The following is a 24,279-nucleotide window of genomic DNA, read 5'->3' as shown; positions in this document are numbered from 1 at the left end:
GCCCGCCGCTCACAGCCCGCCGCCGGTCACCGCGAGCGCCAGGTCCACGCCGACCAGCAGCGCGCAGCAGACCCGGTGCAGCCGGATCCCCAGCCGGCGGGCGAGCAGGATCTCGCCCCGGACGAACCCGAGCACCCACTGCCACCCGCGCAGCGCCACCACCGGCGCCATCACCAGCGGGAACCACCAGGGCGCGAACCCGGCCACCGCCGAGCCCACCAGCAGCACCGCCTCCAGCGCCGAACACCCGGCCACGAACGCCGCGTTGCCGCGCGGCGGGAGCAGCACCGCGGCGGTCCTGCGCCCCACCGCGCGGTCGCCCGGGATGTCGTTGGTGTTGGAGTACACGCCGAACAGCAGCGGCCCGAGGCCGAACACCAGCGCCTGCACCACCGCGAAGCCGTCGGCCCGCCCGGTCAGCAGCCCGTACAGCGGCAGCACGAAGAACCAGCCGAGCGCGGCCAGGAAGAACTCCTGGAAGCCGTTGTAGCTGATCCGCAGCCACCAGGTGTACTGGAAGCCGAACACCGCCAGCGCCGCCGTCCCGGCCACCGCCCACCCGGGCCGGGCGGGCGCCACCGCGACGGCCGCCGCCCAGCACAGCACGCACAGCGCGACGGTCAGCCAGCCGAACCGGATCGCCTGCCGCTCCGTCAGGGTGCCCGCCACCAGCGGCTTGCGGGCCAGCCGCCGGGCCGGCGCGTCCGGCCCGTAGTTCACCGCGTCGCTGCCGTCCCGGTAGCCGGTGACGTCGTCGAAGGTGCACATGGCCGCGCTCATCGCGACCTCGCCGCCGAGGAACAGCACCAGCACCGCCAGGACCGCTCCGGCGTCCGCGCCCGTCCCCGCGGCCAAGACCAGCGCGGCCACCAGCGGGACGCTCAAGTAGTAGTCCCAGATGTCGAGTTTGGCCAGCCTGGCGTACGCCCGCCAGGGGATCGGGGCCACCTCGGGGGCAGCGGGAAGGGCGACGTGCTCCACGGGAAACGCAGTCCTCTCGACCGGGGGCGGCCGCAACCCGGGACGCGACTGCCGCGGGGGGCCGGAGACGAACGAGCCGACCGCGCGGAGGGTGCGCCCATTCGCCAGGACGGACCAGGGGTCGGCTGATCGCCATCATGGCATAGCGGGACCGTTCGGACGCATTTCTCCGATCGAATGCAAAAAGGGCGATCGGGTATTTCCCCGACCGCCCGTGCGATCATCCGACCGCCTATTCGCGCAGGCGCACTACGCGGAGAAGCTCCCCGCCCCGCCCGGCACGTGCGTCCCGTAGCCCGGCTGCACCACGACCGAGGGACCCAGGCAGAACGGGTTGCCGTAGACCTTCACCGGCCGGTCCGTCTGGTTGGTCAACACATGCGCCACCGTGGGAAGTTGCTGACAACCGACCGGGTCGCGGTAGACGTCCAGCGGCTGCGCCTCGGTCGAGAACACCACCACGTCGCCGCTCGCCGCCCGCCCCGCCGCCGGAGCCGGGGCCGCCAGGCCGAGCACCGCGCCCGCCGCCACCAGGGAAACCAGAATCGCTCGCACAATCATCCTTGACGAAGAGAGTTCCCGCACCGGTTCGCGGGATCACCCCCATCGCTATCGTGCGCACACCACCGCATTCCAATCCCGGTTCCCGGATTCACCCGCCCGGCCGGACCGCACCCCCGCCCGCCCCGCGTCACCGCACCCCCGCACGCCCCCACGAGCACCCGCCCGGCCCCACCGCCCCGACCCCGCCCCGCCCGTCACCCGTCCGCACTACCATCGCCCCCATGACGACCCAGCCGTCCGCCCGCCCCACCCCCTTCGGCCCCCACACCCACTGCCACTGGTGCGGAGCGCCCTACCCGGCCGGCACCGACGCCTGGCCGCGCACCTGCCCGGCGTGCACCGAGATCAGCTACCGCAACCCGCTCCCGGTCACGGTCGCGCTGCTCCCCGTCCACCACCCCGACGGCGACACCCGGCTGACCGTCATCCGCCGCACCATCGAGCCCGGCCACGGCCTGCTCGCCCTGCCCGGCGGCTACATCGACTACGGCGAGAGCTGGCAGCAGGCCGCCGTCCGCGAACTGCGCGAGGAGACCGGCATCCTGGCCGACCCCGGCGAGGTCCGGCTGGTCGCCACCGACTCCGACACCCTCGGCGGCTTCCTCTGCCTGTTCGCCCTCCTTCCGGCCCGCAACCTGGCCGACCTGCCGCCCTCCGTCCCCACCGACGAGACCGAGGGCTGGCAGCTCGCCACCGTCGACACCCCGCTCGCCTTCCCCTTCCACACCCGGGTGGCCCGCTCCTGGTTCGACGGCGAGTTCCCCCGCCACTGACCCCCGCCACTGACCCCGGCCCGGCCCCGGCCCGGCCCCGCCCCGACCCGACCCCGCCCCGCGACGGCGGTGTCGGGGCGGCGGCCGCCGCTACCGCCCCAGCACCGCCATCGCCGCGTTGTGCCCCGGGATCCCGCTCACCCCGCCGCCGCGCACCGCCCCGGCCCCGCACACCAGCACCCGCGGCCGCCCGGTCCCCACCCCCCACCGCCCGGCGTCCGCCGCGCCGCCCGGCTCCCCGTCCCGGAACGGGAACGCCAGGTCCCGGTGGAAGATGTTCCCGCCCGGCAGCCGCAGGTCCGCCTCCAGGTCCAGCGGCCCGCGCACCTCCAGGCAGGGCCGCCCCGCCGCGTCCACCGCCAGGCAGTCCGCCAACGGCTCCGCCAGCACCCCGTCCAGCGCCGCCAGCACCCCCGCCAGCGCCGCCGCCCGCACCCCGACCGGATCCTCGGCGAACAGCCGGGCGGGCAGCTGCAGCCCGAACAGCGTCAGCGTGTGCGACCCCTCCGGCACCCCCGGCCCCAGGATCGACCGGTCCGCCAGCGAGTGGCAGTAGATCTCCGACGGCGCGGGGGAGGGCAGCCGCCCGGCCGCCGCCGCCCGGTACGCGCCCTCCAGCTCCCGGTACGACTCCGCGACGTGGAACGTCCCCCCGAACGCGTCCCGCGGGTCCACCGCCCCGTCCCGCAGCCGGGGCAGCCGGCGCAGCAGCATGTTCACCTTCAGCTGCGCCCCCTCCGGCCGCTCCCCGCCGCGCCCCTCCCCGCCCAGCAGCCGCTCCAACTCGGCCGGCGCCGCGTTGCACAGCACCCAGCGCGCGCCCACCTGCCGCTCCACCCCGTCCGCGTCCAGGTACCCGACCTCGGCCGGCCCCGCCGCCCCGCCCGGGTCGACGGCCACCACCTCGCACCCGGTCCGCAGCTCCGCCCCGCCCGCCAGCGCCGCCTCCGCCAGCGCCCCGGTCACCGCCCCCATCCCGCCCACCGGCACGTCCCAGTCGCCCGTCCCGCCGCCCACCACGTGGTAGAGGAAGCACCGGTTCTGCCGCAGCGAGGGGTCGTGCGCGTGCGTGAACGTGCCGATCAGCGCGTCCGTCAGCACCACCCCGCGCACCACGTCGTCGGCGAACCGCCGCTCCAGCGCCTCACCCAGCGGCCGCTCGAACAGCTCCGCCCACGCCACCGGATCGTCCACCCGCGCCCGCAGCTCCGCCCGCGACGGCAACGGCTCGGTCAGCGACGGGAACACCCGCTCCGCCACCCGCCCGGTCATCCCGTAGAACTCCCGCCAGGCCGCGAACTCCCGCTCCCCACCCGTCAGTTCCCGGAACGACTCGCCCGTCCGCCCGGCGTCCCCGCCGTCCACCAGCAGCCCCCCGGCCCGCCCGTCCCGCTGCCACGGCGTGTACGAGGAGATCCGCCGCCGCCGCAACTCCACCCGCACCCCCAGGTCCGCCAGGATCCGCCGGGGCAGCAGGCTCACCAGGTACGAGTACCGCGACAGCCGGGCGTCCACCCCCGCGAACGCCCGCTCCGACACCGCCGCCCCGCCGACGCGCCCCAGCCGCTCCAGCACCAGCACCCGCAGCCCGGCCCGCCCCAGGTACCCGGCCGCCACCAGCCCGTTGTGCCCGCCACCCACGATCACCACGTCGTACGCCACCGTCATCCCGCCGGTCTACCACCCCCCGCCCGCCCCCACCAGTGCGCGTGCCCGCCCACCCTGGACCCCCGGACGCTCACGTGGCATGGTCAGCACCGTCAGCACCCCCAGGACGGCACGCCACCAGCCCGACCGTCCCCACCACGGCCTGGAGAACACCCACGTGAGCACCCCGCCGACCCCCCAGGACCAGCAGCAACCGCACCCCGAGCCGCTCTGGCGCCCCGACCCCGCCCGCGCCGCCGCCAGCCGCCTGGTCGCCTTCCAGCGCTGGGCCGCCGAACACCACGGCGCCCCCGCCGCCCCGCTCGCCCCGGTCAGCACCGACGCCGAGGCCGCCACCCGCTACGCGGACCTCCACCGCTGGTCCACCGACGACCTCACCCGCTTCTGGACGGCCGTCACCGCCTACTTCGACGTCCGCTTCCACACCCCGCCCACCGCCGTCCTCGCCGAACCCGCCACCATGCCCGGCGCGCGCTGGTTCCCCGGCGCCACCCTCAACTACGCCGAGCACGCCCTGCGCGCCGCCGAGGACCCGGCCAACGCCGACCGCCCCGCCATCCTGCACCTGGACGAGCGCACCGCCGAGCCGACCGCCACCACCTGGCCCGAGCTCCGCCGCCAGGTCGGCTCGCTCGCCGCCGCCCTCCGCGCCCACGGCGTCCGCCCCGGCGACCGGGTCAGCGCCTACCTGCCCAACATCCCGCAGGCCGCCGTCGCCCTCCTCGCCACCGCCGCCGTCGGCGCCACCTGGACCAGCTGCGCCCCCGACTTCGGCGCCCGCAGCGTCCTCGACCGCCTCCAGCAGATCGAGCCCACCGTCCTGTTCGCCGTCGACGGCTACCACTACGGCGGCAAGGACCACGACCGCACCGGGGTGGTCGCCGAGCTCCGCCGCGAACTCCCCACCCTCACCACGGTCATCCACGTCCCGCTGCTCGGCACCCCCGCCCCCGAGGGCACCCTCCGCTACGACGACCTGGTCGCCGCCGACACCGAGCCGGTCTTCGAACCCGTCCCCTTCGACCACCCGCTCTGGGTCCTCTACTCCTCCGGCACCACCGGCCTCCCCAAGGCCATCGTGCAGAGCCAGGGCGGCATCCTGGTCGAACACCTCAAGCAGGCCGCCCTCCACCTCGACCTCGGCCCCGACGACCGGTTCCTCTGGTACACGTCCACCGGCTGGATGATGTGGAACTTCCTGCTGGCCGGCCTGCTCACCGGCAGCACGATCGTCACCTACGACGGCAGCCCCGGACACCCCGACACCGGCGCCCTCTGGTCGGTCGCCGCCCGCACCCGCGCCACCGTCCTCGGCACCTCCGCCGCCTACGTCATCGCCAGCCGCAAGGCCGACCTGCACCCCGGCCGCGACCTCGACCTCTCCGCCGTCCGCTGCCTCGGCACCACCGGCTCCCCGCTCCCGCCCGACGGCTTCCAGTGGATCTACGACGAGGTCGGGTCCGACCTCTGGCTGGCCTCCGTCAGCGGCGGCACCGACGTCTGCTCCTGCTTCGTCGGCGGCGTCCCCACCCTCCCCGTCCACCTCGGCGAGATCCAGGCCCCCTGCCTCGGCGCCGCCGTCGAGTCCTGGGACGCCGACGGCCACCCGCACACCGACACCGTCGGCGAACTCGTCGTCACCAAGCCCCTCCCGTCGATGCCGATCGGCTTCTGGAACGACCCGGACGGCCACCGCTACCACGACAGCTACTTCGACACCTACCCCGGCACCTGGCGCCACGGCGACTGGATCACCGCCACCTCCCGGGGCACCGTCGTCATCCACGGCCGCTCCGACTCCACCCTCAACCGCCAGGGCGTCCGGATGGGCTCCGCCGACATCTACGAGGTCGTCGAACGCCTCCCCGAGATCGCCGAGTCCCTGGTCATCGGCCTGGAGGAACCCGACGGCGGCTACTGGATGCCGCTGTTCGTCGTCCTCGCCCCCGGCGCCGAACTCGACGACGCCCTCACCGCCCGCATCCGCACCTCGCTGCGCACCGAACTCTCCCCGCGGCACGTCCCCGACGAGGTGATCACCGTCGCGGGCCTCCCGCACACCCTCACCGGCAAGCGCCTCGAAGTCCCGGTCAAGCGCCTGCTCGGCGGCACCCCGCTCACCAAGGCGGTCAACCCCGGCTCCGTCGACGACCTCGACCACCTGCGCTTCTTCGAGCGGCTCGCCGCCACCCGCAAGCAGTCCTGACCCCGGCCCCGCACCCGGAAAGGCCCCGAAACGGCCCCGAGGGGTCCCGCTGCCACCCCCCACGGCGACAGCGGGACCCCTCGGGAGATCACTCCCCGCCCCTCACCCCTCCTCACCCCTCCTACCGGCCGGTCAGTACCCGCTCCGCCGCCGCCCGGGCCTCCCCGGCGGTGTCCGCCGCCCGCGCCGCCTCGGCCGCCCGCTGGCACTGCGCCAGCGTCGCCCCCGCCAGCGCCGACCGCACGTACGGGATCGCCGCCGCACCCATCGACAGGCTGGTCACCCCGAGCCCGGTCAGCACGCACGCCAGCAGCGGGTCCGACGCCGCCTCCCCGCACACCCCGCAGCTCTTCCCGACCGCCTTCGCCGCGTCCGCCGACGCCGCGATCAGGTCCAGCAGCGCCGGCTGCCACGGGTCCTGCAGCCGCGCCAGCGACCCGACCTGCCGGTCCGCCGCGAACGCGTACTGCGCCAGGTCGTTCGTCCCCAGCGACAGGAACTCCACCTCCCGCAGGATCGCCGCCGCCCGCAGCGCCGCCGACGGGATCTCCACCATCGCGCCGTACTTCGCGTCCAGCCCCACCTCCCGGCAGGCCGCCGCGAACGCCCGCGCGTCCACCCCGTCCGCCACCATCGGCGCCATCACCTCCAGGCGCACGGTCAGCCCCTCGGCCGCCCGCGCCAGCGCCCGCAACTGCGTGCGCAGCACCTCCGGGTGCTCCAGCAGCGTCCGCAGCCCGCGCACCCCCAGCGCCGGGTTCGGCTCGTCCCCGGGCGTCAGGAAGTCCAACGGCTTGTCCGCCCCCGCGTCCAGCACCCGCACCACCACCCGGCCGCCCGGGAACGCCTCCAGCACCTTCCGGTACGCCTCGACCTGCTTCTCCTCGCCCGGCGCCTTCGCCGAGTCGTCCAGGAAGAGGAACTCGGTCCGGAACAGCCCGACGCCCTCAGCCCCGTTCTCCAGCGCCGCCGGCACGTCCGCCGGACCGCCCACGTTCGCCAGCAGCGGCACCATGAACCCGTCCGAGGTCCGCCCCGGCCCGGTCGAGGCCGCCAGCGCCGCCTTCCGCTCCGCCGCCAGCCGCCGCAACTCCTCCTGCCGCTCCGCCGACGGCTCCACCAGCACCTCGCCCGAAGCCCCGTCGACCGCCACCACCACCCCCTCCGCCACCTCGGTCGCCCCCGCCAGCGCCACCACCGCCGGCACCCCCATCGCCCGCGCCAGGATCGCGCTGTGCGACGTCGGCCCGCCCTCCTCCGTCACGAACCCCAGCACCAGCGACGGATCCAGCAGCGCCGTGTCCGCCGGCGCCAGGTCCCGCGCCAGCAGCACGTACGGCTCGTCACTGTCCGGCACCCCCGGCATCGGCACGCCCAACAGCCGCGCCACGATCCGGTTCCGCACGTCGTCCAGGTCCGCCACCCGCCCCGCCAGGTACTCACCCGCCGCCGCCAGCAGCTCCCGGTACGCCGCGAACGCCTCGTACACCCCGCGCTCGGCGCTGCTCCCGGCCTCGATCCGCCGGTTCACGTCCGCCAGCAGCTCCGGGTCCTGCGCCATCAGCGCCTGCGCCTCCAGCACCGCCTGCGCCTCACCGCCGGCCAGGTTCCCGCGCGCGTTCAGGTCCGCCGCCACCGCCTCCACCGCGGCCCGCGCCCGGTCCCGCTCCCGCGGCACCTCCTCGGCCGGCACCTGGGTCACCGGTGGCTCCAGCACCGCCGTCCCCATGTGCCGCACCTGCCCGATGGCGACCCCGTGGCTGACCCCCACGCCCCGCAGCGTCCGCTCCATGGTTCCGAAACCCCTTCGCCGTCCGTCGCCGTCAGTTCCGTCAGTTCCAGATGAACAGCTCGCCGCCGGCCGTGACCTCACCGGACTCCGCCACCCCGCTCAACTGCTCCGCCGAAGCCTCCAGCGCCACGATCGGCGAGATCGGCGACTTCCCCGCCGCCTCCACCGCGGCCGGGTTCCACTTGATCACCGGCTGCCCCCGCTTCACCCGGTCCCCCTTGTGCACCAGCAGCTCGAACCCCTCCCCGTTGAGCTGCACCGTGTCGATCCCCAGGTGCGTCAGCACCCCGTGCCCGTTCTCGTCCATCACCACGAACGCGTGCGGGTGCATCGACACCACCTGCCCGTCCACCGGAGCCACCGCCTCGATCGGCTCCCGCAACGGATCGATCGCCGTCCCGGGCCCGACCATCGCCCCGGCGAACACCGGATCCGGAACATTGGCGAGGCCGACGGCGCGACCGGCGAGCGGCGACGTGACAGTGGTCATGGTGGAGCCTCCCAGGTACGGAGTACATCGCGTGCGGCCGCGGGGCAGCGGCCCATTGATCGACTGAACCCAAATTACGTCAACTTCGGACATCTCATGACATAACGCCCGCGAGCCGCCCGGGTGAAGATCGCCACCCGCCCTCATGGAAGCGCATACGAACCGACCGCCCCGCACCATCTCCGCCGCCCCCGCCACCCACAAGTGGTCTAGTCCTCTCGGCCGACCCGCCGCACTCTACGGCATCCGAGTGACCCCCCAACCGCCACGCCCGCACCCCTCACACGCGCCCAACCGGGCGACCCCGCCCGTCCCCCGATTAGGCGCCCGGCCACGGACCCGCTATGGTTGCTCAGGTCGCCGCGCAACGGCGGTAAACAGAGCAAGTCGGATGAGTAAAGCTTCGGTCAACGCCAAGCAAACAGTCTGATAAGCTCGAAACACGAAAGAACGAAGCGCCCGGAGATGCGGTCGGAAGGCCGGTCGAAGGAAGCGTCCGTTCCTTGAGAACTCAACAGCGTGCCAAAAGTCAACGCCAGATATGTTGACATCCCCGGCCGGCCGACTCGTTCGGTTGGTTGGAGATTCCTTTATGAAGTAACACTAGCGAGGACGCAGTGCGCGGGACCGCCCTATTCCGGCTGGTCGCCGCGCCGCTCTTTGTGAGAAGCATTCACGGAGAGTTTGATCCTGGCTCAGGACGAACGCTGGCGGCGTGCTTAACACATGCAAGTCGAACGGTGAAGCCCTTCGGGGTGGATCAGTGGCGAACGGGTGAGTAACACGTGGGGAATCTGCCCTGAACTCTGGGACAAGCCTTGGAAACGAGGTCTAATACCGGATACGACCGCTTCCCGCATGGGGGGCGGTGGAAAGCTCCGGCGGTTCAGGATGATCCCGCGGCCTATCAGCTTGTTGGTGGGGTAACGGCCCACCAAGGCGACGACGGGTAGCCGGCCTGAGAGGGCGACCGGCCACACTGGGACTGAGACACGGCCCAGACTCCTACGGGAGGCAGCAGTGGGGAATATTGCACAATGGGCGAAAGCCTGATGCAGCGACGCCGCGTGAGGGATGACGGCCTTCGGGTTGTAAACCTCTTTCAGCAGGGAAGAAGCGCAAGTGACGGTACCTGCAGAAGAAGCACCGGCTAACTACGTGCCAGCAGCCGCGGTAATACGTAGGGTGCGAGCGTTGTCCGGAATTATTGGGCGTAAAGAGCTCGTAGGCGGCCTGTCGCGTCGGATGTGAAAGCCCGGGGCTTAACCCCGGGTCTGCATTCGATACGGGCAGGCTAGAGTGTGGTAGGGGAGATCGGAATTCCTGGTGTAGCGGTGAAATGCGCAGATATCAGGAGGAACACCGGTGGCGAAGGCGGATCTCTGGGCCATTACTGACGCTGAGGAGCGAAAGCGTGGGGAGCGAACAGGATTAGATACCCTGGTAGTCCACGCCGTAAACGTTGGGAACTAGGTGTTGGCGACATTCCACGTCGTCGGTGCCGCAGCTAACGCATTAAGTTCCCCGCCTGGGGAGTACGGCCGCAAGGCTAAAACTCAAAGGAATTGACGGGGGCCCGCACAAGCAGCGGAGCATGTGGCTTAATTCGACGCAACGCGAAGAACCTTACCAAGGCTTGACATACACCGGAAACTGGTAGAGATATCAGCCCCCTTGTGGTCGGTGTACAGGTGGTGCATGGTTGTCGTCAGCTCGTGTCGTGAGATGTTGGGTTAAGTCCCGCAACGAGCGCAACCCTTGTTCTGTGTTGCCAGCATGCCTTTCGGGGTGATGGGGACTCACAGGAGACTGCCGGGGTCAACTCGGAGGAAGGTGGGGACGACGTCAAATCATCATGCCCCTTATGTCTTGGGCTGCACACGTGCTACAATGGCCGGTACAAAGGGCTGCGATGCCGCGAGGCGGAGCGAATCCCAAAAAGCCGGTCTCAGTTCGGATTGGGGTCTGCAACTCGACCCCATGAAGTTGGAGTTGCTAGTAATCGCAGATCAGCATGCTGCGGTGAATACGTTCCCGGGCCTTGTACACACCGCCCGTCACGTCACGAAAGTCGGTAACACCCGAAGCCGGTGGCCTAACCCGTGAGGGGAGGAGCCGTCGAAGGTGGGACCAGCGATTGGGACGAAGTCGTAACAAGGTAGCCGTACCGGAAGGTGCGGCTGGATCACCTCCTTTCTAAGGAGCACACGGCAGCTTCGGGCGAATGTCCCGGAGTGCTAGCTCATGGGTGGAACGTTGACTATTCGGCACACACGGTGATGGAGATCGCGAGTACTGCCCTTCCGGGGCGTGGAAAGCGGTGTTCCGGAGGCGGGTGTGTCGGGCACGTTGTTGGGTCCTGAGGGAACGGCCAGTGGTCGTTGTCTTCAGGTTGCCGGCCTCATGCCGGGCGTCCCTGTCTTGGGGGTGTCGGGTTTGGGTGTCTGGTCGTTGTTTGAGAACTGCACAGTGGACGCGAGCATCTGTGGCCAAGTTTTTAAGGGCGCACGGTGGATGCCTTGGCACCAGGAACCGATGAAGGACGTGGGAGGCCGCGATAGGCCCCGGGGAGCTGTCAACCGAGCTTTGATCCGGGGGTGTCCGAATGGGGAAACCCGGCAGTCGTCATGGGCTGTCACCCATACCTGAACACATAGGGTATGTGGAGGGAACGCGGGGAAGTGAAACATCTCAGTACCCGCAGGAAGAGAAAACAACCGTGATTCCGGGAGTAGTGGCGAGCGAAACCGGATGAGGCCAAACCTTGAGCGTGTGAGACCCGGCAGGGGTTGCGCTCAAGGGGTTGTGGGAAAGTTCTTCAGTCGTCTGCCGGCGGCTGGGCGAGTCAGAAACCGTATGGGTAGTCGAAGGACATGCGAAAGGTCCGGCGTAGAGGGTAAGACCCCCGTAGACGAAATCTGTACGGCTCGCTTGAGCTTCTCCCAAGTAGCACGGGGCCCGAGAAATCCCGTGTGAATCTGGCGGGACCACCCGCTAAGCCTAAATATTCCCTGGTGACCGATAGCGGATAGTACCGTGAGGGAATGGTGAAAAGTACCGCGGGAGCGGAGTGAAATAGTACCTGAAACCGTGTGCCTACAAGCCGTGGGGGCAGCCTTCGGGCTGTGACTGCGTGCCTTTTGAAGAATGAGCCTGCGAGTTTGCGGTGTGTAGCGAGGTTAACCCGTGTGGGGTAGCCGTAGCGAAAGCGAGTCCGAATAGGGCGTTCGAGTTGCATGCCCAAGACCCGAAGCGGAGTGATCTAGCCATGGGCAGGTTGAAGCGCGGGTAAGACCGTGTGGAGGACCGAACCCACCAGGGTTGAAAACCTGGGGGATGACCTGTGGTTAGGGGTGAAAGGCCAATCAAACTCCGTGATAGCTGGTTCTCCCCGAAATGCATTTAGGTGCAGCGTCGCGTGTTTCTTGCCGGAGGTAGAGCACTGGATAGGCGATGGGCCTCACCGGGTTACTGACCTTAGCCAAACTCCGAATGCCGGTAAGTGAGAGCGCGGCAGTGAGACTGTGGGGGATAAGCTCCATGGTCGAGAGGGAAACAGCCCAGAACACCGACTAAGGTCCCCAAGCGTGTGCTAAGTGGGAAAGGATGTGGAGTCGCAGAGACAACCAGGAGGTTGGCTTAGAAGCAGCCACCCTTGAAAGAGTGCGTAATAGCTCACTGGTCAAGTGATTCCGCGCCGACAATGTAGCGGGGCTCAAGCACACCACCGAAGTCGTGTCATTGCAGCATATAGGGCCAACGCCTGCTGTGATGGGTAGGGGAGCGTCGTGTGCCGGGTGAAGCAGCCGAGGAATCGAGTTGTGGACGGTTCACGAGTGAGAATGCAGGCATGAGTAGCGATACAAGAGTGGGAAACTCTTGCGCCGATTGACCAAGGGTTCCTGGGTCAAGCTGATCTGCCCAGGGTAAGTCGGGACCTAAGGCGAGGCCGACAGGCGTAGTCGATGGACAACGGGTTGATATTCCCGTACCCGCTTTGAAGCGCCAACGTCGAACCTCTTGATGCTAAGCCCGTGAAGCCGGCCCGGAGTCTTCGGACAAAGGGACGTGGTGGAGCCGGTGACCCAACGGGGTAGTAGGTGAGCGATGGGGTGACGCAGGAAGGTAGTCCAGCCCGGGCGGTGGTAGTCCCGGGGTAAGGGTGTAGGCCGAGTGATAGGCAAATCCGTCACTCATCAAGGCTGAGACCTGATGCCGAGCCGATTGTGGTGAAGTGGATGATCCTATGCTGTCGAGAAAAGCCTCTAGCGAGTTTCATGGCGGCCCGTACCCCAAACCGACTCAGGTGGTCAGGTAGAGAATACCGAGGCGTTCGGGTGAACTGTGGTTAAGGAACTCGGCAAAATGCCCCCGTAACTTCGGGAGAAGGGGGGCCATTGCTGGTGACGGGACTTAGCTCCCTGAGCTGGTGGTGGCCGCAGAGACCAGCGAGAAGCGACTGTTTACTAAAAACACAGGTCCGTGCGAAGCCGTAAGGCGATGTATACGGACTGACGCCTGCCCGGTGCTGGAACGTTAAGGGGACCGGTTAGTCACGATTCGTCGTGGCGAAGCTGAGAACTTAAGCGCCAGTAAACGGCGGTGGTAACTATAACCATCCTAAGGTAGCGAAATTCCTTGTCGGGTAAGTTCCGACCTGCACGAATGGCGTAACGACTTCTCGACTGTCTCAACCACAGGCCCGGTGAAATTGCATTACGAGTAAAGATGCTCGTTTCGCGCAGCAGGACGGAAAGACCCCGGGACCTTTACTATAGCTTGATATTGGTGTTCGGTTCGGCTTGTGTAGGATAGGTGGGAGGCTTTGAAGCCGTGACGCCAGTCATGGTGGAGCCATCGTTGAAATACCACTCTGGTCGTGCTGGATGTCTAACCTGGGTCCGTGATCCGGATCAGGGACAGTGTCTGGTGGGTAGTTTAACTGGGGCGGTTGCCTCCTAAAGGGTAACGGAGGCGCCCAAAGGTTCCCTCAGCCTGGTTGGCAATCAGGTGTTGAGTGTAAGTGCACAAGGGAGCTTGACTGTGAGACTGACGGGTCGAGCAGGTACGAAAGTAGGGACTAGTGATCCGGCGGTGGCTTGTGGAAGCGCCGTCGCTCAACGGATAAAAGGTACCCCGGGGATAACAGGCTGATCTTCCCCAAGAGTCCATATCGACGGGATGGTTTGGCACCTCGATGTCGGCTCGTCGCATCCTGGGGCTGGAGTAGGTCCCAAGGGTTGGGCTGTTCGCCCATTAAAGCGGTACGCGAGCTGGGTTTAGAACGTCGTGAGACAGTTCGGTCCCTATCCGCTGTGCGCGTAGGAGTGTTGAGAAGGGCTGTCCCTAGTACGAGAGGACCGGGACGGACGAACCTCTGGTGTGCCAGTTGTCCTGCCAAGGGCATGGCTGGTTGGCTACGTTCGGGAGGGATAACCGCTGAAAGCATCTAAGCGGGAAGCCTGCTTCGAGATGAGCACTCCCACCTCCTTGAGAGGGTAAGGCTCCCAGTAGACGACTGGGTTGATAGGCCGGATATGGAAGCCCTGTGAGGGGTGGAGTTGACCGGTACTAATAGGCCGAGGGCTTGTCCTCAGTTGCTCGCGTCCACTGTGTTGTTCTGAAACAACGACCCCCGCCGACACGGGTGGGTGGTGCACAGTTTCATAGTGTTTCGGTGGTCATAGCGTGAGGGAAACGCCCGGTTACATTCCGAACCCGGAAGCTAAGCCTCACAGCGCCGATGGTACTGCAGGGGGGACCCTGTGGGAGAGTAGGACGCCGCCGAACAATCATTGAGAGAAAGCCCCCCGACGGGATGTCGGGGGGCTTTCTTGTTGTAGGGTCAGTCCCGCACGGTTGTCGGTGGTTAGTACAGGAGGCTCCGCACGGTGGAGGTCCAGGAGACGCGAGTTCAGACCGACCGGGTCCTCACGATCCCCAATCTGCTGAGCATGGCTCGGCTGGTGGGCGTGCCGATCTTCCTGTGGTTGGTGCTGTGGCCGGTCTTCGGGGGGCCGAAGAACGACGGGTGGGCGATCGTCGTTCTGATGTTGAGCGGGGTCAGTGACTACCTGGACGGGAAGCTGGCTCGGCGGTGGGGGCAGATCAGCCGGCTGGGGCAGTTGTTGGACCCGGCCGCGGACCGGTTGTACATCGTTTCGACGTTGGTGGGGTTGACCTGGCGGGAGATCCTGCCGTGGTGGTTGACGGCGTTGTTGGTGGCGCGGGAGGCGTTCGTCGGGGTGGTGCTGTTGCGGCTCAACCGGGCGGGGTACGGGCCGTTGAACGTGAGTTTCCTGGGGAAGGCGGCGACGTTCAATCTGATGTACGCGTTTCCGCTTCTGCTGCTGGGGGTCGGTGAGGGGTGGGTGCACCGGGTTGCGGGAGTGGTGAGTTGGGCGTTCATCTGGTGGGGGACGACGCTGTACTGGTGGGCCGGCGCGCTGTACGCGGTGCAGGCCCGGCAGATCCTCCAGGCGGAGCGTTCGGCTGCCGTTTGAGATCAGCATGAGATGTTTTACACGGCCTCCACGGTGAGTCGGACGTTTTCTTCCGGGTAGACATGCGTCGGACCGGTTTGATGGACCCGCAGGGGTTCACCACCGCGAAGGAGGACGCACCCGTAATGAAAGCCGTTGTGATGGCGGGCGGGGAGGGCACTCGACTCCGCCCGATGACTTCCAGCATGCCCAAGCCGCTGCTGCCGGTGGCCAATAGGCCGATCATGGAGCACGTGCTGCGGCTGCTGAGGCGGCACGGCCTCAACGACACCGTGGTGACCGTGCAGTTCCTGGCCTCGTTGGTCAAGAACTACTTCGGTGACGGTGAGGAACTGGGCATGCACCTCACCTATGCCAACGAGGAAACACCGCTCGGTACGGCCGGCAGTGTGAAGAACGCCGAGGACGCGCTGCGGGACGATTCGTTTCTGGTCATCTCCGGTGACGCACTGACGGACTTCGACCTTTCCGATCTGATTGCCTTTCACCGTGAGAAGGGCGCACTGGTGACGGTGTGCCTGACCCGGGTGCCGAACCCGCTGGAATTCGGTATCACCATCACGGACGAGGAGGGGAAGGTCGAGCGCTTCCTGGAGAAGCCGACCTGGGGGCAGGTGTTCTCGGACACCGTGAACACCGGTATCTACGTGATGGAGCCGGAGGTCTTCGACTACGTGGCGGCCGGCGAGTCGGTCGACTGGTCGAGCGACGTGTTCCCGCAGTTGCTCAAGGAGGGCAAGCCGGTCTTCGGCTACGTCGCCGAGGGCTACTGGGAGGACGTGGGCACGCACGAGAGCTACGTGAAGGCCCAGGCGGACGTCCTGGAGGGGAAGGTCCAGGTCGAGCTGGACGGGTTCGAGATCTCGCCGGGCGTGTGGGTGGCCGAGGGCGCCGAGGTGGACCCGGAGGCGGTGCTGCGCGGGCCGCTGTACATCGGCGACTACGCCAAGGTCGAGGCCGGCGTGGAGCTGCGCGAGCACACCGTGCTGGGGTCGAACGTCGTCGTGAAGCGCGGGGCGTTCCTGCACAAGGCCGTGGTCCACGACAACGTGTACGTGGGGCCGCAGAGCAACCTGCGCGGGTGCGTGGTCGGGAAGAACACCGACGTGATGCGGGCCGCGCGGATCGACGAGGGGGCGGTGATCGGTGACGAGTGCCTGATCGGCGAGGAGTCGATCATCGCGGGCAACGTCCGGGTCTACCCGTTCAAGACGATCGAGGCCGGCGCGTTCGTCAACACGTCGGTGATCTGGGAGTCCCGCGGCCAGGAGCACCTGTTCGGGGTGCGGGGCGTGTCGGGCATCCTGAACGTGGAGATCACGCCGGAGCTGGCCGTGCGGCTGGCGGGGGCGTACGCGACCACGCTGAAGAAGGGCGCGACGGTCACCATCGCGCGTGACCACTCGCGCGGTGCGCGGGCGTTGAAGCGGGCGATGATCTCGGCGCTGCAGACCAGCGCGATCGACGTCCGCGACCTGGAGAACGTGCCGATGCCGGTGGCCCGGCAGGCGACGGCGCGGGGGAGTGCGGGCGGGATCTTCCTGCGGACCACCCCGGGGGTGCCGGACTCGCTGGACATCCTGTTCTTCGACGAGCGCGGGGCCGACCTGTCGCAGGCCGGGCAGCGGAAGCTGGACCGGGTGTACTCGCGGCAGGAGTTCCGGCGGGCGTTCCCGGGCGAGATCGGCGACCTGCTGCACCCGGCGAGCGTGTTCGACTCGTACGCGACGAACCTGTTGCGGGCGGTGGACACCTCGGGGGTGCGGGAGGCCGGGCTGAAGGTCGTGGTGGACGCGGCGCACGGCAGCGCGGGTCTGGTGCTGCCGAGCATCCTGGGCCGGCTCGGGGTGGAGACGCTGACGGTGGCCGGCGGCCTGGACGAGGCGCGGCCGACCGAGGACGCGGACTCGCGGAAGGCGGCGCTGGCCAGGCTGGGCGAGCTGGTGGCGTCCTCCCGGGCGGCCTTCGGGGTGCGGTTCGACCCGGTGGGTGAGCGGGTGTCCTTCGTGGACGAGCTCGGCCGGGTGATCCAGGACGACCGGGCGCTGCTGGTGCTGCTCGACCTGGTGGCGGCCGAGCGCCGCTCCGGGCAGGTGGCGCTGCCGGTGACGACCACGCGGATCGCCGAGCAGGTGGCGGCGTACCACGGCACCCAGGTGATCTGGACGACGACCTCGCCGGACGACCTGGCGAAGGCCGCGGCGGCGGAGGGCACGGTCTTCGGCGGGGACGGGCGCGGCGGTTTCGTGGTGCCCGAGTTCTCCGGCGTGCTGGACGGCGCGGCGGCGTTCGTGCGGCTGGTCGGCCTGGTGGCGCGGACGCAGCTCACGCTCAGCCAGATCGACGCCCGGATCCCGCAGGCGCACATCCAGAAGCGGGACATCGCGACGCCGTGGGCCGCCAAGGGCATGGTGATGCGCTCGGTGGTGGAGGCGGCCGGCAGCCGGAAGCTGGACACCACGGACGGCGTCCGGGTGGTCGAGCCGGACGGCCGCTGGACGCTGGTCCTGCCGGACCCGGCGGAGGCCGTCACCCACCTGTGGGCCGAGGGCCCGGACGACGAGGCGACCGAGCGGCTGCTCGACGAGTGGGCCACGGTCGTGGACGGCGCCGGGAGGTAACGCGGGGGAGACGTGGTGGGGGCGGGCCCGGCGGGCCCGCCCCCACCCGGGTTTGTCACGATCCTGTGCCGAAACCGTCCTGCGGGCCCGGGAGCTGGTCGTAAGGCACCTCGTGGTCGTGAAACGATGTCCCGCATGCCAGCAACGCCGACACCGAGTGACCCGGAGGGGCGCTTCCGCCGCCCGGACGCCTCGATGTCCCTGCTGACCACCGTCATGGAGCACTCGCTCGACGACGGGTACGCGGAAGCGGCCCGGGCGCGCGGCGCGGAGGGCAGCTCGCGGCTGCCGACGACGGCCAAGGGACGGCTGGTGCTGGCCGTCGGGCTGGCGCTGGCCGCGGTCGTGGTGACGGTGGGGGCGGTCAACACGCACGCCGCGGCGCCCGTCCTGGCGCAGGAGCGGGACGCCCTGGTCAGCCGGGTCAACGACGCCAACGCGGCGGCCGACGAGCTGCAGCGGCAGGTCGAGGAGGACCGCGACAAGGTCGAGCGGGCCCAGGACGCGGCGCTGCAGACCGGGGACGGCGACGCGGCGGCGCTGCTGGCGGCGCGGACCGGGACGGGGGAGATCACCGGGCCCGGCGTCAAGCTGGTGATCGACGACGCGTCCGGCAGCGGCTCCGGCGGCAACGTCAGCGATCCGCGCAACACGACCGCGTACGGCAAGAACGGGCGGGTCAAGGACCACGACCTGCAGTACGCGGTGAACGGGCTGTGGCTGGCCGGCGCGGAGGCGGTGTCGGTGAACGGGCAGCGGCTGACCGCGCTGTCGGCGATCCGGGCCGCCGGTGACGCGATCCTGGTGGACAACCGGCCGCTGGTGCCGCCGTACACGGTGCTGGCGATCGGGGACGGGCCGCGGCTCGCGCAGGCCTTCCAGGACAACCAGGGCGGCCGTTACCTGAAGATCATCCAGGACAGCTACGGGATCCGTTCGACGGTGTCGGCGCAGAAGTCGCTGACGCTGCCGGCCGCGCTGGGCGTGACGCTCCGGGTGGCCGGGGCGGAGGCGTCCGCGGAGCCGGGCGCGAGCCCGAGTCCGAGTCCGAGCGCGGGTCCGTCGTCGGGCGAGGCCGCGAGTCCGTCCCCGTCGCCTTCGGCGTCGGGGACGCCGAAGGCCGGGGTGCCGTCGAAGTCCGCGCGGTCGACCGCGAAGTCCACTCCCACCGGAACAGGAGCTGCTACACCGTGATTGCCGTACTGGGTCTGCTGATCGGCGTGGTCGTCGGCGTTTTCGTGCAGCCGGAGGTGCCGAACGCGGTCGTGCCGTACCTGCCGATCGCGGTGGTGGCGGCGCTGGACGCGGTGTTCGGCGGCGTGCGGGCGATGCTCGACGGGATCTTCGACGACAAGGTCTTCGTGGTGTCGTTCCTGTCGAACGTCGTGGTGGCGGCGCTGATCGTGTTCCTGGGCGACCAGCTGGGCGTGGGTTCGCAGCTGTCCACCGGCGTGGTGGTGGTGCTGGGCATCCGGATCTTCTCGAACGCGGCGGCGATCCGCCGGCACGTGTTCAGGGCGTAGGGGGCGGCTGTGAGCGAGGAGAAGGAGCCCCGGGAGCGGGCCGAGGAGCCGGCGGCGGAACCGGCCGCGCCGGAGGAGGCGACGGAGGCCGGGGCGGCCGGGGAGCGGTCGGACACGCCCGGGGCGGAGCCCGAGATCGGGCCGGAGCCGGAGCCTGCGCCCGAGCCCGAACCGGTGGGGGAGGCCGAGAAGCCGGCGGCGGCGTCGCGGGAGCCGGTGCCGCTGCCCTCGGACGGGCGGACGCGGCTGCTGGCGGCGGTGTGGCCGCCGCGGGTGTCGCGGGGGCAGCTGGTGGTGGCGCTGCTGCTGTTCGCGCTGGGGCTGGCGCTGGCGATCCAGGTGCGCTCGACCAACGACCACAGCGAGCTGCGCGGGGCCCGCCAGGAGGACCTGGTGCGGATCCTGGACGAGCTGGACGGCAAGCAGCAGCGCCTCCAGTCGGAGAAGACGCAGCTGGAGCAGTCCCTGGCGCAGTTGGAGAACTCGTCCAACCAGGCCAAGGAGGCCCAGGAGCAGACCCGGAAGAAGGCGGCCGAGCTGGGCGTGCTGGCGGGGACCGAGAAGGCGACCGGCCCGGGGATCGTGCTGACGATCGATGATCCCCAAGGGCAGGTGAAGGCGGATATGCTGCTGGACACCCTGCAGGAACTCCGAGCGGCGGGGGCGGAGGCGATTCAGATCAACGACGTGCGCGTGGTGGCCGGTACGTACTTCACCGACAACTCGTCGGGCGGCGTGCAGATCGACGGCAAGAGCGTCTCGCAGCCGTTCCGCTTCACCGTGGTGGGCAACCCGCAGGACCTGACTCCGGCGCTGAACATCCCCGGTGGCGTGGTGCGCAGCCTGGAGAACCACCAGGCCCGGGCGACCATCGTCCAGCAGCAGAAGGTGCTGGTGGACGCGCTGGCCACGCCGAAGCCGCTGCAGTACGGCAAGCCGGCGGCGAAGTGACGGGGCGCGCTCCGTACGGTTCGTCAGCTGCGGGCGCCCCCCGGTGGTGGGTTTCCGCGGCGGGTCGGCGACACTGGGTCTTACCGTTCGTCAGTCCCCGGTCCGATGCCGGGCCCACCGCCACACCGAGCCTTGAACCCTGCCCCGCGGGCGGTTCTGTCACACGCAAGGGGATTCGCCCGTGAGTTTTTTCTCGAAGCTTTTCGGCCGCAACAAGAAGGCGGCGGAGGCGCCCACCGCGCGCTACCGGCAGGAGGAGGCCGGGGTGCCCCCGATGCGTCCGGCGCCGGAGGGGCAGCGTCCGATGTACCGGGACGACGTGACCCAGGGCGCGGGCATCCAGACCGGGCAGTTCGACACGGCGTACGGCGCGTCGGTTGATTCGTCGGGCGGGCCGCGCATAGGTTTCGCGTCAGGACCCTCAACCTCCGGTGGAGGGTTTGCCCCGGACCCCTATGCCGGGCACGTCCAGTCGGGTGTGCCGCGCCAGGAGGCTGTGAACATGGCTGGCACCAGCCCGTGCCCGCGGTGCGGCAACCGGAACCCGGCGCAGGCCCGGTTCTGTTCGAACTGCGGTACTCAGCTGCGTGGCGGCGGGTTCCCGGAGGGCGCGGCCGAGACCACCTCGACCATCTCGATCTCCGGCATCGAGTCGTACGACCCGACGGCGACCTCGACGGGCGCCACGCCGGCGCTGTCGGCCGAGGTGATGGCGGCGATCGACGCGCTGCCGCCGGGCTCGGCGCTGCTGATCGTGCAGCGCGGCCCGAACTCGGGCAGCCGGTTCCTGCTGGACTCGGACGTGACCACGGCGGGGCGGCACCCGCAGGGTGACATCTTCCTGGACGACGTGACGGTGTCGCGTCGGCACGTGGAGTTCCGTCGGCAGCACGACGGCGGCTTCTCGGTCGCGGACGTGGGCAGCCTGAACGGCACCTACGTGAACCGGGAGCGGATCGACGAGGTGCTGCTCGGCAACGGCGACGAGGTGCAGATCGGGAAGTACCGGCTGGTGTTCTTCGCCAGCCACCACCGGGGGTACTGACCACTTCTCCGTTGGGAGCCCGAGTGACCCCACAGATTTCCACCCCGTCCCTCGGGACCTCGCCCGTGCCGGCCTCGCGCCGCACGGGCGAGGCGCGCCGGCGGGGCGACGAACTGCTGTCGATCGGCGCGGTGCTGGCCTTCCTCCGGGACGACTTCCCGGAGGTGACCATCTCCAAGATCCGCTTCCTGGAGGCGGAGGGCCTGGTCGAGCCGCAGCGCACCCCGTCCGGCTACCGGAAGTTCTCGGCGGCGGACGTGGAGCGCCTGGCGTACGTGCTGCGGATGCAGCGCGACCACTACCTGCCGCTGCGGGTGATCCGCGAGCACCTGGACGCGATCGAGCGCGGCGAGCAGCCGCCCGCGCTGCCCGGCGCGGAGAGCCGGCCGGGGCCGCTGGAGGAGGCGGACCGGGAGCTGGCGGCCGCCGCTGCCGCCGGGCCGGGCGGGGTGCGGCTGGGCCGGGCCGAGCTGATCGCGGCGGCCGAGGCGCAGGAGCGCGAGCTGGTCGAGTGGGAGGCCTACGGACTGGTCCAGCCGGGCCCGGACGGCGGCTACGACGGGGACGCGCTGCAGATCGCCCGGTTGGTGGCGGAGCTGGGCCGGTTCGGCCTGGAGCCGCGGCACCTGCGCGCGATGAAGGCGGCCGCCGAGCGCGAGGTCGCCCTGGTGGACCAGGTGGTCGCGCCGCTGCGGCGGCACCGCAACCCGCAGACCCGGGCGCACGCGGAGGCGACGGCGCGGGAACTGGCCACCCTGTCGGTGCGGCTGCACGCGGCGATGGTGCAGGCGGGACTGCGCTCCAGGAGCTGAAAGGCCGGTGACGGGCGGGCGGCGGCGGTCCTGATCCCGAGGGCCGCTGCCTGCTGCGCTTTCCTATCGGGGGCGCGCGCCCTAGGGTTGCTGGTGTGAATGAGCTCGACGTCGTGGGTGTCCGGGTGGAGATGCCCTCCAACCAGCCGATCGTGCTGCTGCGCGAGGTCGGCGGGGACCGCTACCTGCCGATCTGGATCGGGCCGGGGGAGGCCACCGCGATCGCCTTCGCCCAGCAGGGCATGACCCCGGTGCGGCCGTTGACGCACGACCTGTTCAAGGACGTGCTCGGCGCGCTCGGCCACCAGCTGACCGAGGTGCGGATCAACGACCTGCGGGACGGGGTGTTCTACGCCGAACTGGTCTTCGCCGGTGGTGTCGAGGTGAGCGCGCGCCCCTCGGACGCGATAGCGCTGGCGCTGCGCACCGGTACGCCGATCTACGGGAGCGAGGAGGTGCTGGCGGAGGCCGGCATCTCGATCCCGGACGAGCAGGAGGACGAGGTCGAGAAGTTCCGCGAGTTCCTCGACCAGGTCTCGCCGGAGGACTTCGGCGGCGGCCCGCAGTAGCCGTCGCGAGTGGTCGCGAGCGGTCGCCGGTTCGTCCGGACCGCTAGCCCGGGTGGTGGTGGGCCGCAACTCGGGATTGCTGAAAAGTCGTTCCGGTACCCGCGCATGGGGCACGAATAACCACTCGATGGGGTGAAGTTTGTGGAAGCCCCCGGCGTGGCGATCGTTGACGGTGCTCGGGCGACTGCCTACCGTCAGGTGATGGCCCGCCGGACGGGCCACCCGCAGCCCGGGGCCCGCCAGGGCTCCCGCGGGTCCCGTGGGGCCTTGGGCGGTACGGACGGAGGTTGGCGATGAGCGGCACCGGCGACGAGACGCGTTCCGGAGCGCTGTGCGCGGTGCACGTGCCGCGCGCCGGCCGGGCCCTGATCGGGCGGCCCTGGCGGCCCGAACCCGAGGCGGAGGAACTGCCCCGGCTCGGCCGCTTCCCGGCCGTCCAACCCGGGCAGCCCGCGATCGAGCGGCTGGCCCCGACCTCCGCGCTGGTCGGCTACCGCGGCCCGACGGCCTGCGCCGCGGCCGGCATCACCTACCGGCAGCTCGACTACTGGGCGCGCACCGGACTGCTGGAGCCCTCGGTGCGCTCCGCCTACCCGGCGGGCGCGCAGCGGCTGTACAGCTTCCGGGACATTCTGCTGCTGAAAATCGTCAAGCGGCTGCTGGACGCGGGCGTGTCGCTGCAGAACATCCGGGTGGCCGTCACCCACCTGCAGTCCGCCGACCAGGCCGGCCTGACCGGGCTGACCCTGATGTCCGACGGCGCGACGGTCTACGAGTGCACCTCGCCGCAGCAGGTGGTCGACCTGCTGAACGGCGGCCAGGGCGTGTTCGGCATCGCGGTCGGCGCGGTCTGGCAGGAGCTGGAGGGCACCCTCGGGCGGCTGCACGGCGAGCGCACCGACACCGGCGAGACGCTGGTCGGCAACGACCCGGGCGACGAGCTGGCGCAGCGGCGCAACCGCGCGGTCTGAGCGCGCGCCCGCGGCCCGCGGTGACGCGGCCGGGGAACCGGCGGGCGGGCCGGGGTCGTCCTGGTCGGTGTGTCGACGATCTTGAGGTGGGCGGGGCGGCGGGCCCGGAGCGGGTGGCTGGCGGTACGGCCGGCGGACCGGCGGCGGCAGCGCCGGTGGTTCCAGGCGGTGCTGCTCTGCTCCGTCCTCGGGCTGGCGCCGAACGCCTGGCTGTACCTCACCCAGTCCGCGAAGGTCGGCACGGTGGCGAGCGCCCCCGAGGCGCCCGTCGCGGTGGTGTTCGGCGCCGGGCTGGTGGACGGCGAGCCCTCCCCGTACCTGGCGCACCGGCTGGACGCCGCGCTGGAGCTGTACCGGGCGCACAAGGTGCGGGCGATCCTGGTCACCGGCGACAACGGCACCGTGCAGTACGACGAGACCGACGCGATGCGCGGCTACCTGATCGGGCGCGGGGTGCCCGCGGTGCGGGTGGTCGGCGACTACGCGGGCTTCGACACCTGGGACTCCTGCACCCGGGCGCACCGGATCTTCGGCGTCGACCGGGCGGTGCTGGTCAGTCAGACCTTCCACGTCCGGCGGGCGCTGGCGCTGTGCGAGGCCGCCGGGATCGACGCGTACGCGGTCGGGGTGGAGGAGTGGCACGACACCACCTGGAGGTACGGCGGGCTGCGGGAGACGGCCGGGGCGGTGAAGGCGGCGGCGAACGTGCTGCTGCGGCCGGACCCGACGCTGCTCGGGCCGCGCGAGGACGGGGTGGCGCGGGCGCTCGCGGACGCGGCCTCCGCCGGGTAGGCGGGATTGTCGGTGTGG

At 70.0% G+C, this 24,279-nt stretch carries 17 protein-coding genes and 3 rRNA genes; 15 read left to right on the top strand and 5 right to left on the bottom strand.

All coding sequences use genetic code 11. From position 1 onward, the window contains the following. Window positions 1-9: 9 nt before the first annotated feature. A complete protein-coding gene (locus KSE_RS07560; protein ID WP_014134691.1) occupies window positions 10-981 on the bottom strand; it encodes a UbiA family prenyltransferase in 972 nt (323 codons plus the stop codon). 249 nt (window positions 982-1,230) lie between these two features. Continuing rightward, window positions 1,231-1,542, bottom strand: a complete 312-nt coding sequence (locus KSE_RS07555; protein WP_014134690.1) for a hypothetical protein — start codon at window positions 1,540-1,542, stop codon at window positions 1,231-1,233. A 224-nt stretch (window positions 1,543-1,766) separates the two neighbouring features. On the opposite strand from KSE_RS07555, the gene KSE_RS07550 reads away from it, so the two are divergent. Continuing rightward, window positions 1,767-2,318 carry an NUDIX domain-containing protein gene (locus tag KSE_RS07550; RefSeq protein WP_014134689.1) on the top strand — a complete coding sequence of 184 codons (552 nt, stop codon included), beginning with the start codon at window positions 1,767-1,769 and terminating at the stop codon, window positions 2,316-2,318. A 90-nt stretch (window positions 2,319-2,408) separates the two neighbouring features. Here the strand turns inward: KSE_RS07550 and KSE_RS07545 are convergent, their stop codons facing one another. Beyond that, the gene (locus tag KSE_RS07545; RefSeq protein WP_014134688.1) at window positions 2,409-3,986 is read right to left on the bottom strand and encodes a phytoene desaturase family protein; all 1,578 of its coding nucleotides are present in this window, start codon (window positions 3,984-3,986) and stop codon (window positions 2,409-2,411) included. Between the two features lie 79 nt (window positions 3,987-4,065). On the opposite strand from KSE_RS07545, the gene KSE_RS07540 reads away from it, so the two are divergent. Continuing rightward, window positions 4,066-6,192, top strand: coding sequence for an acetoacetate--CoA ligase (locus tag KSE_RS07540; protein WP_081539342.1), 2,127 nt, complete (start codon window positions 4,066-4,068; stop codon window positions 6,190-6,192). A gap of 121 nt (window positions 6,193-6,313) precedes the next feature. On the opposite strand, the gene ptsP is transcribed toward KSE_RS07540, so the two are convergent. Together ptsP and KSE_RS07530 are read right to left on the bottom strand one after the other, a co-directional pair. Next, window positions 6,314-7,984 (bottom strand): phosphoenolpyruvate--protein phosphotransferase, encoded by a 1,671-nt coding sequence (gene ptsP / locus KSE_RS07535; protein ID WP_014134686.1) that lies wholly within the window; start codon window positions 7,982-7,984, stop codon window positions 6,314-6,316. Window positions 7,985-8,024: 40 nt separating this feature from the next. Then, complete coding sequence (locus tag KSE_RS07530; protein WP_014134685.1) at window positions 8,025-8,474, bottom strand: PTS sugar transporter subunit IIA; 450 nt, start codon at window positions 8,472-8,474, stop codon at window positions 8,025-8,027. Window positions 8,475-9,146: 672 nt separating this feature from the next. Between KSE_RS07530 and KSE_RS07525 the strand changes: the two genes are divergently transcribed. The 13 genes from KSE_RS07525 to KSE_RS07465 all read left to right on the top strand — a co-directional run bounded on the left by KSE_RS07525 (window position 9,147) and on the right by KSE_RS07465 (window position 24,261). Then, window positions 9,147-10,670 (top strand): 16S ribosomal RNA (locus tag KSE_RS07525). A gap of 291 nt (window positions 10,671-10,961) precedes the next feature. After that, window positions 10,962-14,069 (top strand): 23S ribosomal RNA (locus KSE_RS07520). Between the two features lie 78 nt (window positions 14,070-14,147). After that, window positions 14,148-14,264: ribosomal RNA gene (gene rrf, locus KSE_RS07515) — 5S ribosomal RNA — on the top strand. Together the 16S, 23S and 5S rRNA genes form the textbook arrangement of a ribosomal RNA operon. Window positions 14,265-14,365: 101 nt before the next feature. After that, a complete protein-coding gene (locus tag KSE_RS07510; protein WP_014134684.1) occupies window positions 14,366-14,977 on the top strand; it encodes a CDP-alcohol phosphatidyltransferase family protein in 612 nt (203 codons plus the stop codon). Between the two features lie 125 nt (window positions 14,978-15,102). Next, entirely contained in the window at window positions 15,103-17,598 is a 2,496-nt protein-coding gene (locus KSE_RS07505; protein ID WP_014134683.1) for a mannose-1-phosphate guanyltransferase, read from the top strand. A gap of 126 nt (window positions 17,599-17,724) precedes the next feature. Further along, the gene (locus KSE_RS07500) at window positions 17,725-18,792 is read left to right on the top strand and encodes a DUF881 domain-containing protein (protein WP_014134682.1); all 1,068 of its coding nucleotides are present in this window, start codon (window positions 17,725-17,727) and stop codon (window positions 18,790-18,792) included. Continuing rightward, the gene (locus KSE_RS07495; RefSeq protein ID WP_014134681.1) at window positions 18,789-19,121 is read left to right on the top strand and encodes a small basic family protein; all 333 of its coding nucleotides are present in this window, start codon (window positions 18,789-18,791) and stop codon (window positions 19,119-19,121) included. The genes KSE_RS07500 and KSE_RS07495 overlap by 4 nt, the downstream gene beginning before the upstream one ends. A 9-nt stretch (window positions 19,122-19,130) precedes the next feature. Next, window positions 19,131-20,072 carry a DUF881 domain-containing protein gene (locus tag KSE_RS07490; RefSeq protein WP_014134680.1) on the top strand — a complete coding sequence of 314 codons (942 nt, stop codon included), beginning with the start codon at window positions 19,131-19,133 and terminating at the stop codon, window positions 20,070-20,072. Window positions 20,073-20,253: 181 nt separating this feature from the next. Continuing rightward, the gene (locus KSE_RS44365) at window positions 20,254-21,117 is read left to right on the top strand and encodes an FHA domain-containing protein (protein WP_014134679.1); all 864 of its coding nucleotides are present in this window, start codon (window positions 20,254-20,256) and stop codon (window positions 21,115-21,117) included. A gap of 65 nt (window positions 21,118-21,182) precedes the next feature. Beyond that, window positions 21,183-21,929 carry a transcriptional regulator FtsR gene (gene ftsR / locus KSE_RS07480; protein WP_014134678.1) on the top strand — a complete coding sequence of 249 codons (747 nt, stop codon included), beginning with the start codon at window positions 21,183-21,185 and terminating at the stop codon, window positions 21,927-21,929. A 95-nt stretch (window positions 21,930-22,024) separates the two neighbouring features. After that, window positions 22,025-22,498: a bifunctional nuclease family protein gene (locus tag KSE_RS07475; protein ID WP_014134677.1), complete on the top strand. Its 474-nt coding sequence runs from the start codon at window positions 22,025-22,027 to the stop codon at window positions 22,496-22,498. A 293-nt stretch (window positions 22,499-22,791) separates the two neighbouring features. After that, window positions 22,792-23,469, top strand: a complete 678-nt coding sequence (locus tag KSE_RS07470; RefSeq protein ID WP_014134676.1) for a MerR family transcriptional regulator — start codon at window positions 22,792-22,794, stop codon at window positions 23,467-23,469. A 69-nt stretch (window positions 23,470-23,538) separates the two neighbouring features. After that, entirely contained in the window at window positions 23,539-24,261 is a 723-nt protein-coding gene (locus tag KSE_RS07465) for a SanA/YdcF family protein (protein WP_014134675.1), read from the top strand. The last annotated feature ends 18 nt before the right edge of the window (window positions 24,262-24,279 follow it).

This window comes from Kitasatospora setae KM-6054 (genome assembly GCF_000269985.1).
Taxonomy (GTDB): domain Bacteria; phylum Actinomycetota; class Actinomycetes; order Streptomycetales; family Streptomycetaceae; genus Kitasatospora; species Kitasatospora setae.
The sequence above is the reverse complement of the archived record's forward strand: the minus strand, read 5'-3'. Positions and strand labels throughout refer to the sequence as shown.